The sequence below is a fragment of the Glycomyces sp. NRRL B-16210 genome (assembly GCF_000719515.1).
In the GTDB taxonomy this organism is placed as follows: domain Bacteria; phylum Actinomycetota; class Actinomycetes; order Mycobacteriales; family Micromonosporaceae; genus Glycomyces.
In genome coordinates this window covers 250,262-263,686 of the sequence record NZ_JOGR01000002.1, presented here as the reverse complement: position 1 = coordinate 263,686, position 13,425 = coordinate 250,262, and the positions used below count along the sequence as shown (strand labels likewise).

Genomic DNA, 13,425 nt, shown 5'->3' with positions numbered 1-13,425 from the left:
CCCCCATCCCGCCGGGCACTGCCGAGGCCGTCCACGCGCGAACCCCGCAGCACCGTCGCGGACGACGCAGATCATCGCGGTGTACCAGCCCTGGCGCACGCGAATACCGCTGCGCGCCGCCAGGACCGACCGCACACGAACCCCGCTGTACCGACCCGCTCGGCATCCCGGCCCGCGACAGCGGTGCCTCCGCGCGGTAGGTCGACTCCCGAGTGCTCGGCACCTTCAACCGCCTCGACCGGTATCCGCAGTGCGGCAGAGCCGTGCTGCGCAGGCCCGGTCCTCCGTTCGCGGGAACGGCCCTCGCCGGGTGCCTCGGGCTACTGGGCTCCGGACCCGATTCCCCCTCGTGGGGGAACGGTCGCCTGCGCGAGGGGGAGGCCGCGCCGCGGCGACGGGGCGACGCTCGTATCGATCGGCCATTGGGACGCGCGGACCGCGATCCCGTCGAGACGAGGAGCGCCGCATGACCGCGACCGGATTCGCCGAACGACTGCACGGCAGGACCGCTGAGGGCGTGCCGCGCTGGGCCGTGCTGACCGCCTACGCGACCGCGCTCACCGCGTTGCCGTCCGCCGTCTGGAGGATCCTGGCGATGGCCGGCGACGTGCCGCTGCTGGAGAAGGACCCGCAGATCCTGGCCGAGGCGAGCGGCGTGGAGGCGGGCCCGTGGTGGTACGTCATCGCGCTCAGCGTGGCCAGCGAGGCGCTGGCGTTCCTCGCGATCGGGCTGGTGACGGTCTGGGGCGAGGTCTGGCCGCGCTGGGTCCCGTGGCTGCGGGGCCGCAGGGTGCCGGTCGCCGCCGCGGTCGTCCCCGCCTCGATCGGCGCGGTGGTCCTGATGGGCTGGACGTACGTCATGGGCATGTACGCCTTCGGCCTGGGCATCGACGGGGAGCCCAGCAGGCTGGCGGTGAACGGCTGGCAGAACCTCGTGTTCTGGATCGCCTACGCGCCGCTGATGGCGTGGGGCCCGCTGCTGGCGGTCCTCACGGTGCACTACTCCCGGCGCCGCACCTCGGCCGACGCGCCCGTGCGGATCGTGACCGCACACGCTCGATGATTACATTCCGGTCAGGACGGTGCAAGACTGCTCACATGTGCGAAACCCAATGCTCACCCGCCGGACGCAGCTCGTGACCGGCGAGCAGGTGCCGCCGCGATTCATCGACGAGCACCGGATCACCATCGGTGCCCCGCGCGACCGCGTGTGGACGGCCCTGCGCGACTACTGCGAGACGACGCTCATGAAGGATCGCGGCGGCCCGCTGCCGCTGCTGCTGGGGACCGAGCCGCGGGCGGGCTTCGCGGTGTCGCGGGAGGTGAGGGGCAGGCGGTTGGACCTCACCGGACGGCACCGGTTCTCGCGGTACCGGCTGGTCTTCGAGATACGGGATTCGGAAGCGCAGGATGGCACTGAGCTGATCGCGCGGACCTTCGCCGATTTCCCCGGTCCCCAGGGCTTCGTGTACAAGACCCTGGTCATCCGCACCGGCGGGCACGCTCTGACCGTACGCAGGATGCTGCAATCGATCGGCCGCGCGAGCCGCGCCTGAGTTCCAGTGTGAAGTACTGAGGCCCTTACCGCCGATCGACGGTAAGGGCCTCAGTGCTTCACGCTAAGCGCCGATGAAGTCCGAGAGCGCGGTCAGCTCGTCGGCCTCGTCCGCGGTGAGTTCGAGCTCGGCCGAGGCCAGCAGCGGCGCGAGCTGGTCGACCTCTCGGGCGCCCGCGATCGGCGCGGCGATGCCGGGTCGGGTGCGGGCCCAGGCCAGGGCGACCGAGGCGATGGCGACGCCGCGGGCCCGGGCGATCTGGTCGAGCTTGTCGACGATCGCGAGGCCCGACGGGTTCAGGTGCTTGGCGACCGCGCCGCCGCGCACGCTCTGGGCGAGGTCGTCCTCGGTGCGGTACTTGCCGGTGAGGAAGCCGCTGGCGAGCACGTGGTACGGGAGGCCGCTCAGGTTCTCGGCGACGGCGATGTCGCGCAGGCCCGGCTCGAAGGCGGCGCGGCTGACGAGGCTGTACTTCGGTTGCAGCGCGACCGGGCGCGCCGCGCCGGTGCGCTCGGTGATGTCGAGCCATTCGCGCAGGCGCTCGGGGCTGTAGTTGGAGATGCCGATGTGGCGGACCTTGCCTTCGGTGACGAGCTGGTCGAAGGCGGCGACGGTCTCTTCGAGCGGGGTGTCCGCGTCGTCGAAGTGGGCGTAGTAGAGGTCGATGGCCTCGACGCCGAGCCGTTTGAGGGAGGCGTCGGCGGCGGCCCGCACGTTCGGGCCGGCGAGGCCCTTGAACTCGGGGTGCTGGGAGACCTTGGTGGCGACCAGGACGTTCTTGTCGCGGTTCTTGGCGAGCCAGGTGCCGATGACGGTCTCGGACTCGCCGCCGGAGTTCCCCTCGATCCAGGCCGAGTAGGAGTCGGCGGTGTCGATGAGGTTGCCGCCGGCCGCGGCGAAGGCGTCGAGGACCGCGTGCGCGTCCGGTTCGGGGGTGGTCCAGCCGAAGGTGTTGGTGCCCAGGACGAGCGGATAGATCTCGATGTCGGTACCGCCGAGCTTGGCCATGTGATCCTCCGTGTCGTCGAATGCTTCCCGGGACGCGCGGCGTCCTGCGGTCGGTTGCCCGACGGCAATCCTGCCACGCGTCCCAGAGACACGGTCCTCATTTATGAGCGATCGTCCTGAAATGATCCCTTTGCGGTGGGCGGTTCGACTCGGGCCGTCAGATCTGGGCGGTCGGCATGATGGTGATCTCGGGGATGTTGACGCGCGCGGGCTGCTGCGCCAGGTAGGCGACGGCGGCCGCGATGTCGGCCGATTCGAGCACGTCGATCGCCGCGATGGTGTCGGTGAGCCAGGCGTTGGCCGCGTCGTCGGTGACGTGCTCGCGCAGTTCGCTCTCGACGATGCCCGGCTGGACGGCCGAGACGCGCACGCCCCGCGGGCCGAGTTCGGCGCGGAGGTTGCGCGACATGTGGCTGACGTAGGCCTTGGAGCCGGTGTAGACCGCGAAGTTCGCGAAGACGCCTTCGGCGGCGATCGAGGAGGTGTTGACCAGGTCGGCCACGCCCTTCTCGCCGGCGGCGCGGAGGAGCTGGGGCGTGAAGGCGCCGATGGCGTTCATCAGGCCGGTGATGTTGAGGTCGATCTGGCGCTGCCACAGGTCGGTGCGCAGCTCCTCGACCGGCGAGGGCAGCATGACCCCGGCGTTGTTGAACAGGAGGTCGACGGTGCCGAGTTCGGATTCGATGCGCTCGGCGGCGGCGTTGAGGGCCGCGGCGTCGGTGACGTCGACCGCGACGGCGAGCGCGGTGCCGCCGTCCTTCTCGATGCGGGCGGCGAGCGCGTCGAGCCGGTCGGCGCGGCGCGCGAGTACGGCGACCTTCGCGCCGCGCTCGGCCAGGAGTTCGGCGGTGGCCTCGCCGATGCCGCTGGAGGCGCCCGTGACGACGGCGACGCGACCGGCGAGCGGCAAAACGGTGTTCACAGTGGACATGTGGTTCCTTCGGTCTCGTTGCTCGGGAACGGTGTTCCCGTCCCCTGCATCGAGTCAAGCACCGCGAACGGCCGAAAATCGGGGCCGAGAACGCCCTGCGGTGACTGGCCCCGGCAGTACCACCTTCGGCGGGTCGGGCGCTCTCGTGCGGGGGCACAATTGGGGCATGGACCGGCGCACAGAGATCTCGGACTTCCTTCGCACCCGCCGGGCGCGCGTGCGGCCGCAGGACGCGGGCCTGCCCGACGACGGCCGCGCCCGCCGCGTCCCGGGCCTGCGGCGCGACGAGGTGGCGCGCCTGGCGAACATGAGCGTCGAGTACTACACGCGGCTCGAACAGGGCCGGGCCGCTAACCCGTCGCCGGAGGTGCTGGAGGCGCTGGCCGGGGCGCTGCGGCTGGACCGGTCCGAGCGCGACCACCTGGTCGACCTGGCGGGACGCCGCGCGCCGCGCAAGCGGATGCCTCCTGCGGCCCAGCGGGTGCGCAAGGAACTGCTGTGGACACTCCAGAGCCTGGAGTCGGTCCCGGCGTTCGTCATCGGCCGCCGCACCGATGTGCTGGCCTCGAACCGGCTGGCGAGGGCCGTGATCGCCGACTTCGACGCCCGGCCCGCGAAGCAGCGCAACCTGGCGCGGTACTACCTGCTCGAACCCGAGGCGCGCGAGCGGATCGTGGGCTGGGAGGAGGCGGCCCGGGACACGGTCGCGGTGCTGCGCTACGACGCCGGGAAGCACCCCGAGGACCGGCTGCTGGCGGACCTGGTCGGCGAGCTGACGCTCGGGTGCCCGGAGTTCAGCGCCTGGTGGAACGACCACGAGGTGCTCCAGCGCAGCCATGGCGTGAAGACGTATGCGCACCCGGTGGTGGGCCGGCTCGAATTCCACTACGAGGCGTTCGGGCTGCCGGACGACCCGGATCAAACGCTGTGCGTGTACAACGTGGAGCCGGGATCGGCCAGCGCCGAGGCGCTGCGGCTGCTCGACAGTTGGACGGCCCCTGCGGCGCAACGGAACTGAAGTTCGCGCGGCGGTGGAATCAGTGTCATCGTGGGGTATTGGGCGGCCCCTGCGGTACAACGAAGTTGACGCTCGCGCTGCGGTGCACTCGGTGTCTTCGTGAGGTAGTGGACGGCCCCCGCGGTGCAACGGAACTGACGCTCGCACGGCTGCGGACTCGGGGGCTTCGTGGGGTCGACAAGGGCCGCGCGTTTCCGCACTGGAGGATGACCGGATGCCGATGCTTTCCGCCGTCGAACTCCGGGGACTCCAGGAGCGCGCCGCGAGGGCGCAGCCGGTCGAGCACGTCGCGATCGTCGACGGCTGGTGGCTGCGGCGTACCGCCGGCGATTCGTGGTGGTTGGCATCAGTACTCCCCCACGGCGAGGCCGCCGATCTCCTTGCGCGGGTCGAATGGGCCGAGGAGGCCTATGCGGTCCAAGGCGCTTCGGTCTGCTTCCAGATCAGCCCCGGTGTCTGCCCGGCGGGGCTGGACGAGCTGCTCGACGCCCGCGGCTATACCGCGTTCAGCCGCACTTCCTTGCAGATTGCGGCGACCGCAGAAGTGGCGGCGATGAAGGCGGCGGCACTGGAGTCGCGGGTGGAGGACCGCATGACGCGGGAGTGGTTCGACGTGTGGCACCGGGTGAGCGGCCACGGCGATTCGGAGGCCGACCGGGCCGAGTTGCGGCGCCTCGCGCTGCCCGCCGCTTTCGCGTCGATCACGGTGGAGGGCAGGACGATCGCGGTCGGTCGGGCCGTGGCGGACACCGGATGGACCGGCGTGTTCGGCCTGGCGACCCTCCCCGAGGCGCGGGGCCGGGACGCGGGACGCGAACTGCTGCGGCTCCTGGCGGTTTGGGCCGAATCCCAAGGGACAGCGGGCATGTACCTCCAGGTGCAGGCAGCGAACGCCGGCGCGATCGCGCTCTATGGGCGGGCGGGATTCGTTGAGGCACTGGGCTACCACTACCAGGCAGTGTGGTGATGCGGTCGAGACCGGACGGGTCAATCGGCGTTCGCCGCACCCGAAACGCGGTCGGGTGACTGCAACAGGTTCGAAAGGGGCAGGCCCGCGTAAATGACGAGACAGCCAAAGAACCGGGCGGCTCCCGCAGAAGACGCTTAGTTCTGCGACGCGTAGCGCTGCACCGGTTCGTAGCCGTACGGGGTACGAAGTGCGAACCCGGTCCGCTCGCCGTAGGCGAACAGGCGGAGTCCCGCGATCGCGACGCCCCACGGGGGCCGGCCAGCCCGCGCGATCGGCCGGTCAATCCGGCCGCGCCAAGGATGGCGAGTGCCGCTGCGGCGACCGCGAAGGTAACTGCGGGTACGACGCGCCGGTAGTCGACGATCGCATCGATGTATTCGACGTAGTGGACGGCGACCGTTGCGGGTTCGGCGTCGATCGCCGCTCGCGTGCTTCACTGCTGCGTCGATCATGGTCGGCAGCGCCACTGCGCTCGATGCGAGCACGACGGCGCTCGCAAGCCGGATCGCCGCGGCCCGGGCACGGGTCGGCGGTCGGGTCGGCTGGGTGCATCATGCGCAGGCGCGCGCACGACCGTCCTCGAACTCGCCGTCAGCCGCGATGCGGCGATCAGGTCCAGGCCTCGCGCTCTCGGCTCAGGCCGTCGAGAATAAGGTCGAAGCCGAAGGCGCGCTCTTCATGCGCTGGGACGCGTGCACGACCGTCCTCGGGTTCGCCGCCAACCACGCCTCGGCGATCAGGTCCAGGCCTCGCGCTTCCGGCTCAGACCGTCGAGGATGAGATCAAGGCCGATGGCGAACTCCTCGGCGTAGTCGTAGCCCGGTTGCAGGGCCTGGTTGAGCATCATCTCGGTCAGGTGCGGGAGGTCGCCGAAGGGGTACTGGGTGAACATGGTGTCGGCGAGACCCTCGATGTCGGCCTGGTTCTCGAACGGCAGGCTCAGCTCCTGAAGCGTGAAGCCGTAGATGTAGCCGTCGAGCAGTGAGAAGGAGTGCGCCGCGCCGGCGATCGTGAAGCCGCCCGCTCGCAGGCAGCCGATCACCGCGTTGTGATGGTGCAGAGTGGCCAGGCCCGGGTTCGTGCGCGAGTCCATCAGGCCGATCGCCCAAGGGTGGCGGGTCAGGGCGTCCCTCATCGAGACCGCGCGCCGCCGCATGGCCGGTCTCCAGTCGGCGTCGTCGTCGCGCGGTAGTTCCACCTCGCTGAAGACGAGGTCGACCATGCCGTCGATGAGCGCGTCCTTGTTCTTGAAGTGGTGGTAGAGGGCCATGGCCTTGACGCCGAGCCGGTCCGCGAGGTTGCGCATGCTCGGCAGCCCCGCGCCGGGCTCGTCGGCCATCGCGACGGCGGCGCGGAGCACCGATTCCTTGGTGAGCGGGGTACGGCGGGGTGCGGCTCCTGGCTCGACGGTCACGCGGTGCTCCTGTTCTTCCGTTCGGGACCTGTGTACCGTACACTGTAAAGATCGACCGTACAGTGTAAAGGTACGCAGTTCTTCAACCCTAGGAGAAGGTCATGGCATCGGAAGAGAAGCCGGGAGCGGGCAAGCGGGTGTGCGTCGTCGGCGCCTCCGGGAAACTCGGGCAGTACATGGTGCGGCACGCGCTGGAGCGCGGCTACGAGGTCGTGGGCGTGTGCCGGGAGCAGAGCGTCCCCAAGCTCGCCGAGTTCGAGGGGCGGATGACGGTGATCGGCGCGCGGACCGACGACCGCGAGGCGATCGAGCGGGCGGTGGACGGCTGCGACGCCGTGTTCACGGTGCTCGTGCCCTGGGGCATGAAGCACTACTCCTCGGGCACCGCCCAGGCCGTGCTCGACTTCGCGAAGCCCGGCGCGCGCCTGGTGTTCTCATGCGGCTGGCACATCACCCGCGACGGCGAGGACGTCTACTCGCGGAAGTTCAAGGCGGTCGTCGCGCTCTTCCGCGTCATCGGACGGCTCCTGCGCGCGGCGGACCTCGACGACCAGGTGGAGGCGTGCCGCAGGATCTTCGCGAGCGACACCCGCTGGACCGTGGTGCGCGGCAGTGACTTGGAGGAGGGCCCCAGCGAGGGCCTGCCGGTGTGGAGCCGCCACGTCGGCGACCCGGTCCTGGCGAGCAACATGACCCGCCGCACCGACTTCGCGCTGTTCATGGTCGCGGCCGCCGAGGACGACTCGCTTGTCCGGGAGGCCCCGGCAATCGTCGGACGCAAGACCCCGTCTGCGGTCGCCCACGCGTCGAAGACGGCGTGAAAGTCTTCGGCCGGCGGGATGCCCCGCCTTCGACCGGCACGTTGCCCGGCCGTTCCCGAGAGTGTGTCGCCGGAACGCGGCCGACGCACCGCCTTCGACCGGCACGGAGTGAACGCCTCCGGCAGGCGGGGAGCCCCGCCCTCGACCAGCGGATCGCGGTGCCCGGCCGCTCCCCAGAGCGCGCCTCCGGAACGCGGCCCGACGCACCGCCTTCGACCGGCACGGAGTGAACGCCTTCGGCAGGCGGCCCGACACACCGCCTTCCACCAGCACAGCGTGAACGGCGCTTCCTCGGCCGGGCCGCTTAGGGCCAGTCCCGACGCGGTCCGGCCTCAGGCCTCTTGCCAGGCCACCGAGGCCGGGCGCTCGCCGTCGCTCGACAGGAACTCGGCTGCTGCGGCGCGCAGCGCCTCGACCGGGAGCTCCGAGTCGCGCGGATACGTGCAGCCGTTGCCGTAATAACAGTAAGAGACTTCGTCATAGGTGCTGGTGTGTCCCTTGGAGAACCAGCGCCCCTCACCGTTGAGGAACTGGAGGCTCCCGACGCCCCGGTCGGGGTCGACGCCGACCGACAGCTCCACGATCGGGTCCTCCGTCTCGCGCTCGGCGATGTAGAAATTCGCCATGCTGTACTCGAACGGCTGCTCCAGCAGGTCGTCGATGATCCGGCCGAGTTCCTCGGCGGTCGCGGCGATCAGCGGGGACTCGGCGTGCCCCGGTCGGTAATAGGCTCGGACGCTCACTGCCGCTCCCTCCGTCTCATTGCTTCGTCCCGGTGTATCGCTTCGATTGCATGGTCCCATCGGCGCCGGGCCAGTGGACGGTCAGAACGGCGCCGGGTTGAAGGTAGCGCGCTATGAGCCCGTTGCACCCGATTGGACCTTCGCACGGGCCGTTCGGATTGTTGATCACCATCTCGGCGCGATTGACGTTGTGGTCGCTCATTGCAAGGGCCGCTTTCAATTCGGCGTGCGATTCGGACCAGAATCCTTTCGGCGATCGGACTGGCCCGGTGTGTTGCCACATGTGTTCGCGAATGCGCGGCGTGGTCTCGTCCTCGCCGCTCACGAAGGTCATGCGGGTGCCGTCCGCGAACCGCACCACGCCGTGCGTGCGCGGGGTCGAGCCGCGCTTGCGCTCGAACTCCGGCAGCGAGGCGAGGGCCGGGGCCGGATCGAAACTCGGCGGAGGCCTGTTGCGAGCCGCCGCGGCTCCGGCGGTTCCGGTGCCGGTGCCGGTGCCGGTGCCGGTGCCGGTGCCGGTGCCGACGAGACTGCTCCCGCCCGCACTGCGCTTTAAGGCCTCGCCGGCGCTCTGGGCCTGCTGCTGGAGTTCGTCGAGCAGGTCCTTGAGCCGCAGCGCCAGCACGCCGGCCTCGGATTCGAGCCGCCCGCCAACAGCGCGCACGCGCGCGGCCGCCGCTTCGGCGTCGATGCTGTCGATGGCGCCCGCCAACTCCTCGCCGTTGGACTTCGCCGCGCCGATGGCGGTGATGGCCGACTCCGCGGAGGAGGCGGCGTTGCCGATGGCGGCGCTGAACTCGTCGACAGAGGTCATGGGTGACTCCCTCATGGATGCGGCACCCATTGAGTATGCGGTCGGCGCGGTGCCGGAAAAGTCGCGCAGCCGACACCGACCGGTCTGCATTCGCCGTTTGACCTGCACTTCTGTCTACAGGAGTGGCTGGTGGCCAAGGTGTAAGGTCTCGTGCCATGGGTGAAACCGATGTGCGATCGACCCGCGAAGGCTACGACGCGGCGGCGCAGGAGTACGCCGAGCGATTCAAGCACTCGCTGCGCGACCATCCCTTCGACCGGGCGATGATCGGCGCTTTCGCCGAACTGGTCCAAGCGTCGGGGCTGCCGGTGATCGACATCGGTTGCGGGCCGGGGTATGTGACCGAGCATCTGCGCGAGCTCGGGCTGCCGGTTCGCGGCGTCGACCTCTCCCCCGAGATGGTGGCCCTGGCCAGGCGCGACCACCCGGAGATCGAGTTCAGTGTCGGCGAGATGACCGCGCTCGACGTGCCGGACGGCGGCCTCGGCGGCCTGTTCTCCCGTTCCTCGATCATCCACACTCCCCCTGAGCGCCTTCCGGAGACGTTCGCGGCGTTCCATCGAATGCTCGCGACGGGAGGGCATCTGCTGCTGTGCTTCCAGGCCGACGACGAGGCTTCGGAACTCGCCCAGCCCTTCGACCACGCGGTCGCGCTCGCGTACCGACTGTCGGTCGGCGGTGTGGCCGGTTTGCTGCGGGAGGCGGGGTTCAGCGAGGTCGCCCGTCAGGTCGTCGCGCCGGACGAGGACCCGATCCGAGGATTCCACTACTGCCACCTGCTCGTCCGCAAAGGACCGAAGCGGTTCGAAGGCGCCGGCGGGTAGCGGGAACGGCTCTCGGCGGTGCGCGACATAGCGGCCACCGCCGGTCCCCCGGTGGGAACCGAAGCGGCTCGAAAGTGCCGGCGGGTATCTGAACGACCTTCGGTGGTCGCGCGGCCGCGCGGCTACCGCGCCGGTCCCCGGTGGGAACGGCTTCCGGCATCCGAATCCGCCGATTCTCGACCTCTCGCCCGGAATTCGACCTAAGCTCGGTCTATGTGGAAATTTCTCGGAATCCTGCTCATCATCTGGCTGGTGCTGACGTTCTTCGGCTTCATCATCAAGGGCCTGGTCTGGCTCGCGGTGATCGGCATCGTGCTCTTCGTCATCACGGCCCTCTACGGCATGATCAAGCAGCGGTCCGGCGGCAGCGCCTGACCCGGACACGGCCGCCGTGCACTCGAATCGAGCGCACGGCGGCCTTTCGCGTGTCGAGACTCCAAGCGCGCGAAGGGGACAGAGGCCGGCCCTGAATTCTTCGAGGGTTTTTGCGAGGATCGGGCAACGTATGCGCAGGTCGGAAGCATATGAAAAGCTTTCGACTTTTGTCCTCGTTTTGCATTCTCTGCGCGTAATGAAGCGTAGGCTTTCAGTATGTGGACAGTTCTATGGATTCTGATCGTCGCCTGGGCGGTGCTCGCCGTCGTCGGCTTCGCCATCAAGGGCCTGCTCTGGCTGGCGATCATCGGCCTCGTGCTCTTCGTGGGCACCATCGTCTTCGGCATGATCAGGAGGCGCGTGGGCAACAGCCACGCCTGACTCCGACCGCGGCGGCCCGTCCGCCCGATCGCGTTACGGCCTCTCCGACCGGGTCGCCCCGGCCGGTGAGGCCTTTTGCATGAGCGCCACCGGGGTCCCGCTCGACCCAGGTGATCGCTAACTTGGCGGAGAGTTCGGAACCGAGGTCGACCGCCACCTCGTGGAACCTGCGCCAGCGCGGCGCGTCCGGGTGGGTCGGCTTCGCCCGCAGCGCGGCCGCCACCTTCGCGGTCAGGTCGTCGAGCTGCGGGACGAGGTCTTCGAGCCGCGGCGCCCGGGATTCGGGCCCGCGACGGTCCACAAGAGTCTGTCGGGCTTTTTCGGTGACGTTCATGATCGAGTGCGGGAAACCGCCGGCCCGGTTCTGCGACTCGATGTATCCCTGGTCCGCCAAGCGCTTCATCGAGAAGGCGAGGTCGCGAGGCTCCAGGTCGATCTGGAAATGCTGCGCCAGGGACTCGGCTTTGAACGGGCCCGTACGGTCGTACAGGTCCACGATGCGCTGCAACATCGGCAGATCGATATCATCCCAAAGGGACGGATTCAGTTCGAGCATCCCCCAGTTCTACTCCACGTAGAGCTGATACCGCATCCCCCAATCAGCCGTCTTATCCGCAAATGCGGCCATGCCGTCTGGTCCACTCGGCCGACCGGGGCGAGCGCCGAGGCGCGGGGCCTCACGGCCCCAAGGCTTCGGGCGACGCCCCCGGTCGGCCGGCGAGGCTACTTGGGGGTGCTCGCGACCTGGACGTCGAAGTTGAACTGCTCGCCTTCGATGCTGGTGACGTCGATGGTCACCTCGTACTCCTCGCCCGACGCCGCGTCGGTGAGGGTGCAATAGGTCTGGCGGCCTTCGTAGATGGTGATCTGGAGGTCGCCGCAGTCGATGTCGGGGCGCGACCCGACCTGGGCCTCCAGCGCGTCGGCGGCCGCGGCGGCGAGGTCGCTGCCGGCGATGGAGAGCTCGGTCCCGTCGGCGCCTTCGTTCGCGGGCGCCTCGGACTCCTCGGCCTCACCGTTGTTGGCCTCGGAGGCCACGTCGACCTGGATGCTCCACTCGTCGCCGTCGACGCCGGTGAACGTGACGGTGGTGTCGTACTCCAGGCCGGTGGCGGGGTCGGTCAGCAGGCAGTCGACCTCTTTGTCCTGGGAGACGATGATGGAGTCGTCGCCGCAGTCGACGTCGGGGCGCGAGCCGATCTCGCCTTCCAGTGCGTCCTCGGCCGCCTCGGCGAGTTTCTCACCGGAGACGGTCTGTCCGGCCTCGAAGGTGCACGCCGAGAGACCGATGACTGCGATTGCGAGAGGCAGGGCCGCTAGCTTACGGATTGGCACGAGTTGGCCTTTCGTTTGATCGGTGATGCCTGCGATCCCCCGGGGCTTCTGGGGCTCCCGGGGACCGGTGGATCCGTCGCGACTATACCCACGGGCGTCCACGCTCGGCGGTACCGCGCGCGGGCCATCGCCCCTTGGGACCACGGAAGACGGCGCGGCGATGCCGTCGCCTTCTCAGTTTGATCGCGTTGGACCCGATTCGCGAGGCGGGAAACCGGCGGGTGTCAGGCACGTGCGGCAGAATACTGAGATGAGATCGAGACGCGATGGCATGTGGTGGGGCACTTCGATCGAAGCGCCGGACCCGGGGGCACTGGCGCGGTTCTACGCGGCGCTGGTCGGCTGGCACATCGGCCACGAGGAGCCGGGGACGGCGATCGTCGCCGCCTCGCCGCAGGGTCCGTTCTTCGTGTTCCAGCGGGCGGAGGGCTACCGGGCGCCGGTGTGGCCGCCCGTCGAGGGCGAGCAGCGCCCGATGATGCACTTCGACTTCCAGGTCGGGGACCTGGAGGAGGCCGTCGCCGAGGCGGTGGCGCTCGGCGCGGTGGTGGCCGACCACCAGCCGCAGGAGCACGTCAGGGTCCTGTTCGACCCCGCCGGGCACCCGTTCTGCCTGTGCCTGGACGAGGGTTGAGACGCGTTCGCGACGACGGCGAGCAGGTTGCGGACCGCATCTAGCCTCTGGACATGACTCGTTTTCAACGTGCCGCCCGGAGCCTGCTCGTGGCCGGTGTACTCGCGGTCGCGCTGACCGCCTGCTCCGACGCCGACGACGCGCCCGATCCCGAGGCCTCCGACGGATCCTCCGAGAACCAGGGCCCCGAGGAGGGCGTCGCCGCCGAGGGCGGCGAGTACGTGACCGGTACCAGTGAGGACTGGATGGAGGTCGTGTGCCCGGGCGCCTGGAAGGCGTCCTCGACCGAGTACAGCAGCCGGGGCGGCGACGACCGCGAGCCCGGCGGGTTCCACTGCGACCAGCGGAATAACGGCGACGACTACAAGTACACCGAGCTGTACTTCTACAAGACCGACCCGACCGAGTACTGGGACGGGTACCGGGACCGCACCGACGAGGAGTCGTTCGCGAACTACGCGATCGGGCGGGTCTCCGAATCGGAGTGGGCGGTGTTCTGGGAGGACACCAGCAGGGCCGAGTCGGAGGACCCGGACCTGCCGGGGCTGGAGGCGTTCGGCTTCGAGGTGTACGCGAACGTCCAGGGCGCCGGTTGAGCCCG

17 protein-coding genes are annotated in these 13,425 nt (G+C 69.5%); 10 read left to right on the top strand and 7 right to left on the bottom strand.

Features of this window, described 5'->3' with window-relative positions; all coding sequences use genetic code 11:
- Positions 1 to 466: 466 nt before the first annotated feature.
- Together IF12_RS0103910 and IF12_RS0103905 are read left to right on the top strand one after the other, a co-directional pair.
- Entirely contained in the window at positions 467 to 1,063 is a 597-nt protein-coding gene (locus tag IF12_RS0103910; RefSeq protein ID WP_051703937.1) for a hypothetical protein, read from the top strand.
- A gap of 73 nt (positions 1,064 to 1,136) precedes the next feature.
- The gene (locus tag IF12_RS0103905; protein WP_197034590.1) at positions 1,137 to 1,556 is read left to right on the top strand and encodes a hypothetical protein; all 420 of its coding nucleotides are present in this window, start codon (positions 1,137 to 1,139) and stop codon (positions 1,554 to 1,556) included.
- 63 nt (positions 1,557 to 1,619) lie between these two features.
- On the opposite strand, the gene IF12_RS0103900 is transcribed toward IF12_RS0103905, so the two are convergent.
- Entirely contained in the window at positions 1,620 to 2,564 is a 945-nt protein-coding gene (locus IF12_RS0103900; RefSeq protein ID WP_030154770.1) for an aldo/keto reductase, read from the bottom strand.
- A gap of 157 nt (positions 2,565 to 2,721) precedes the next feature.
- On the bottom strand, positions 2,722 to 3,495 hold the full coding sequence (locus IF12_RS0103895) for an SDR family oxidoreductase (RefSeq protein ID WP_030154768.1): 774 nt from the start codon (positions 3,493 to 3,495) through the stop codon (positions 2,722 to 2,724).
- A 166-nt stretch (positions 3,496 to 3,661) separates the two neighbouring features.
- Between IF12_RS0103895 and IF12_RS0103890 the strand changes: the two genes are divergently transcribed.
- Together IF12_RS0103890 and IF12_RS0103885 are read left to right on the top strand one after the other, a co-directional pair.
- Positions 3,662 to 4,513: a helix-turn-helix transcriptional regulator gene (locus IF12_RS0103890; RefSeq protein ID WP_030154765.1), complete on the top strand. Its 852-nt coding sequence runs from the start codon at positions 3,662 to 3,664 to the stop codon at positions 4,511 to 4,513.
- 214 nt (positions 4,514 to 4,727) lie between these two features.
- Complete coding sequence (locus IF12_RS0103885) at positions 4,728 to 5,480, top strand: N-acetyltransferase (protein ID WP_030154763.1); 753 nt, start codon at positions 4,728 to 4,730, stop codon at positions 5,478 to 5,480.
- A 739-nt stretch (positions 5,481 to 6,219) separates the two neighbouring features.
- Here the strand turns inward: IF12_RS0103885 and IF12_RS0103880 are convergent.
- Entirely contained in the window at positions 6,220 to 6,897 is a 678-nt protein-coding gene (locus tag IF12_RS0103880) for a TetR/AcrR family transcriptional regulator (protein ID WP_030154761.1), read from the bottom strand.
- A 101-nt stretch (positions 6,898 to 6,998) separates the two neighbouring features.
- Here IF12_RS0103880 and IF12_RS0103875 point away from each other — a divergent pair, with 101 nt between their 5' ends.
- Positions 6,999 to 7,718, top strand: coding sequence for an NAD(P)-dependent oxidoreductase (locus tag IF12_RS0103875; protein WP_030154759.1), 720 nt, complete (start codon positions 6,999 to 7,001; stop codon positions 7,716 to 7,718).
- A gap of 332 nt (positions 7,719 to 8,050) precedes the next feature.
- On the opposite strand, the gene IF12_RS0103870 is transcribed toward IF12_RS0103875, so the two are convergent.
- Both IF12_RS0103870 and IF12_RS23730 read right to left on the bottom strand, forming a co-directional pair.
- The gene (locus tag IF12_RS0103870) at positions 8,051 to 8,461 is read right to left on the bottom strand and encodes an Imm1 family immunity protein (RefSeq protein WP_030154757.1); all 411 of its coding nucleotides are present in this window, start codon (positions 8,459 to 8,461) and stop codon (positions 8,051 to 8,053) included.
- Between the two features lie 16 nt (positions 8,462 to 8,477).
- Complete coding sequence (locus IF12_RS23730; RefSeq protein ID WP_133884255.1) at positions 8,478 to 9,305, bottom strand: DddA-like double-stranded DNA deaminase toxin; 828 nt, start codon at positions 9,303 to 9,305, stop codon at positions 8,478 to 8,480.
- Positions 9,306 to 9,430: 125 nt separating this feature from the next.
- On the opposite strand from IF12_RS23730, the gene IF12_RS0103850 reads away from it, so the two are divergent.
- From IF12_RS0103850 to IF12_RS26020, 3 genes are all read left to right on the top strand, one after another.
- Positions 9,431 to 10,099, top strand: a complete 669-nt coding sequence (locus IF12_RS0103850) for a class I SAM-dependent methyltransferase (RefSeq protein ID WP_030154750.1) — start codon at positions 9,431 to 9,433, stop codon at positions 10,097 to 10,099.
- A gap of 213 nt (positions 10,100 to 10,312) precedes the next feature.
- Complete coding sequence (locus tag IF12_RS26025) at positions 10,313 to 10,474, top strand: hypothetical protein (protein WP_030154747.1); 162 nt, start codon at positions 10,313 to 10,315, stop codon at positions 10,472 to 10,474.
- Between the two features lie 216 nt (positions 10,475 to 10,690).
- The gene (locus IF12_RS26020) at positions 10,691 to 10,855 is read left to right on the top strand and encodes a hypothetical protein (RefSeq protein ID WP_035748267.1); all 165 of its coding nucleotides are present in this window, start codon (positions 10,691 to 10,693) and stop codon (positions 10,853 to 10,855) included.
- Here the strand turns inward: IF12_RS26020 and IF12_RS0103835 are convergent.
- Both IF12_RS0103835 and IF12_RS26015 read right to left on the bottom strand, forming a co-directional pair.
- Positions 10,824 to 11,411 carry a hypothetical protein gene (locus IF12_RS0103835; protein WP_030154744.1) on the bottom strand — a complete coding sequence of 196 codons (588 nt, stop codon included), beginning with the start codon at positions 11,409 to 11,411 and terminating at the stop codon, positions 10,824 to 10,826. The two genes, IF12_RS26020 and IF12_RS0103835, sit on opposite strands and share 32 nt — an antisense overlap.
- A 167-nt stretch (positions 11,412 to 11,578) precedes the next feature.
- Positions 11,579 to 12,190 carry a DUF4333 domain-containing protein gene (locus IF12_RS26015; RefSeq protein ID WP_051703934.1) on the bottom strand — a complete coding sequence of 204 codons (612 nt, stop codon included), beginning with the start codon at positions 12,188 to 12,190 and terminating at the stop codon, positions 11,579 to 11,581.
- 250 nt (positions 12,191 to 12,440) lie between these two features.
- Between IF12_RS26015 and IF12_RS0103820 the strand changes: the two genes are divergently transcribed.
- Together IF12_RS0103820 and IF12_RS0103815 are read left to right on the top strand one after the other, a co-directional pair.
- Complete coding sequence (locus IF12_RS0103820) at positions 12,441 to 12,824, top strand: VOC family protein (protein ID WP_231492318.1); 384 nt, start codon at positions 12,441 to 12,443, stop codon at positions 12,822 to 12,824.
- 53 nt (positions 12,825 to 12,877) lie between these two features.
- Positions 12,878 to 13,420, top strand: coding sequence for a hypothetical protein (locus IF12_RS0103815; RefSeq protein ID WP_133884254.1), 543 nt, complete (start codon positions 12,878 to 12,880; stop codon positions 13,418 to 13,420).
- Positions 13,421 to 13,425: the final 5 nt, after the last annotated feature.

Excerpts from the sequence above, each read along its gene's own strand:
- IF12_RS0103820 (WP_231492318.1), top strand. The coding sequence starts at position 12,441 with ATGAGATCGAGACGCGATGGCATGTGGTGGGGCACTTCGATCGAAGCG.
- IF12_RS0103875 (WP_030154759.1), top strand. The coding sequence starts at position 6,999 with ATGGCATCGGAAGAGAAGCCGGGAGCGGGCAAGCGGGTGTGCGTCGTC.
- IF12_RS0103910 (WP_051703937.1), top strand. The coding sequence starts at position 467 with ATGACCGCGACCGGATTCGCCGAACGACTGCACGGCAGGACCGCTGAG.
- IF12_RS26025 (WP_030154747.1), top strand. The coding sequence starts at position 10,313 with ATGTGGAAATTTCTCGGAATCCTGCTCATCATCTGGCTGGTGCTGACG.
- IF12_RS23730 (WP_133884255.1), bottom strand. The coding sequence starts at position 9,305 with ATGGGTGCCGCATCCATGAGGGAGTCACCCATGACCTCTGTCGACGAG.
- IF12_RS0103815 (WP_133884254.1), top strand. The coding sequence starts at position 12,878 with ATGACTCGTTTTCAACGTGCCGCCCGGAGCCTGCTCGTGGCCGGTGTA.
- IF12_RS0103835 (WP_030154744.1), bottom strand. The coding sequence starts at position 11,411 with ATGCTCGAACTGAATCCGTCCCTTTGGGATGATATCGATCTGCCGATG.
- IF12_RS0103895 (WP_030154768.1), bottom strand. The coding sequence starts at position 3,495 with ATGTCCACTGTGAACACCGTTTTGCCGCTCGCCGGTCGCGTCGCCGTC.
- IF12_RS0103890 (WP_030154765.1), top strand. The coding sequence starts at position 3,662 with ATGGACCGGCGCACAGAGATCTCGGACTTCCTTCGCACCCGCCGGGCG.
- IF12_RS26020 (WP_035748267.1), top strand. The coding sequence starts at position 10,691 with ATGTGGACAGTTCTATGGATTCTGATCGTCGCCTGGGCGGTGCTCGCC.
- IF12_RS0103850 (WP_030154750.1), top strand. The coding sequence starts at position 9,431 with ATGGGTGAAACCGATGTGCGATCGACCCGCGAAGGCTACGACGCGGCG.
- IF12_RS0103900 (WP_030154770.1), bottom strand. The coding sequence starts at position 2,564 with ATGGCCAAGCTCGGCGGTACCGACATCGAGATCTATCCGCTCGTCCTG.
- IF12_RS0103885 (WP_030154763.1), top strand. The coding sequence starts at position 4,728 with ATGCCGATGCTTTCCGCCGTCGAACTCCGGGGACTCCAGGAGCGCGCC.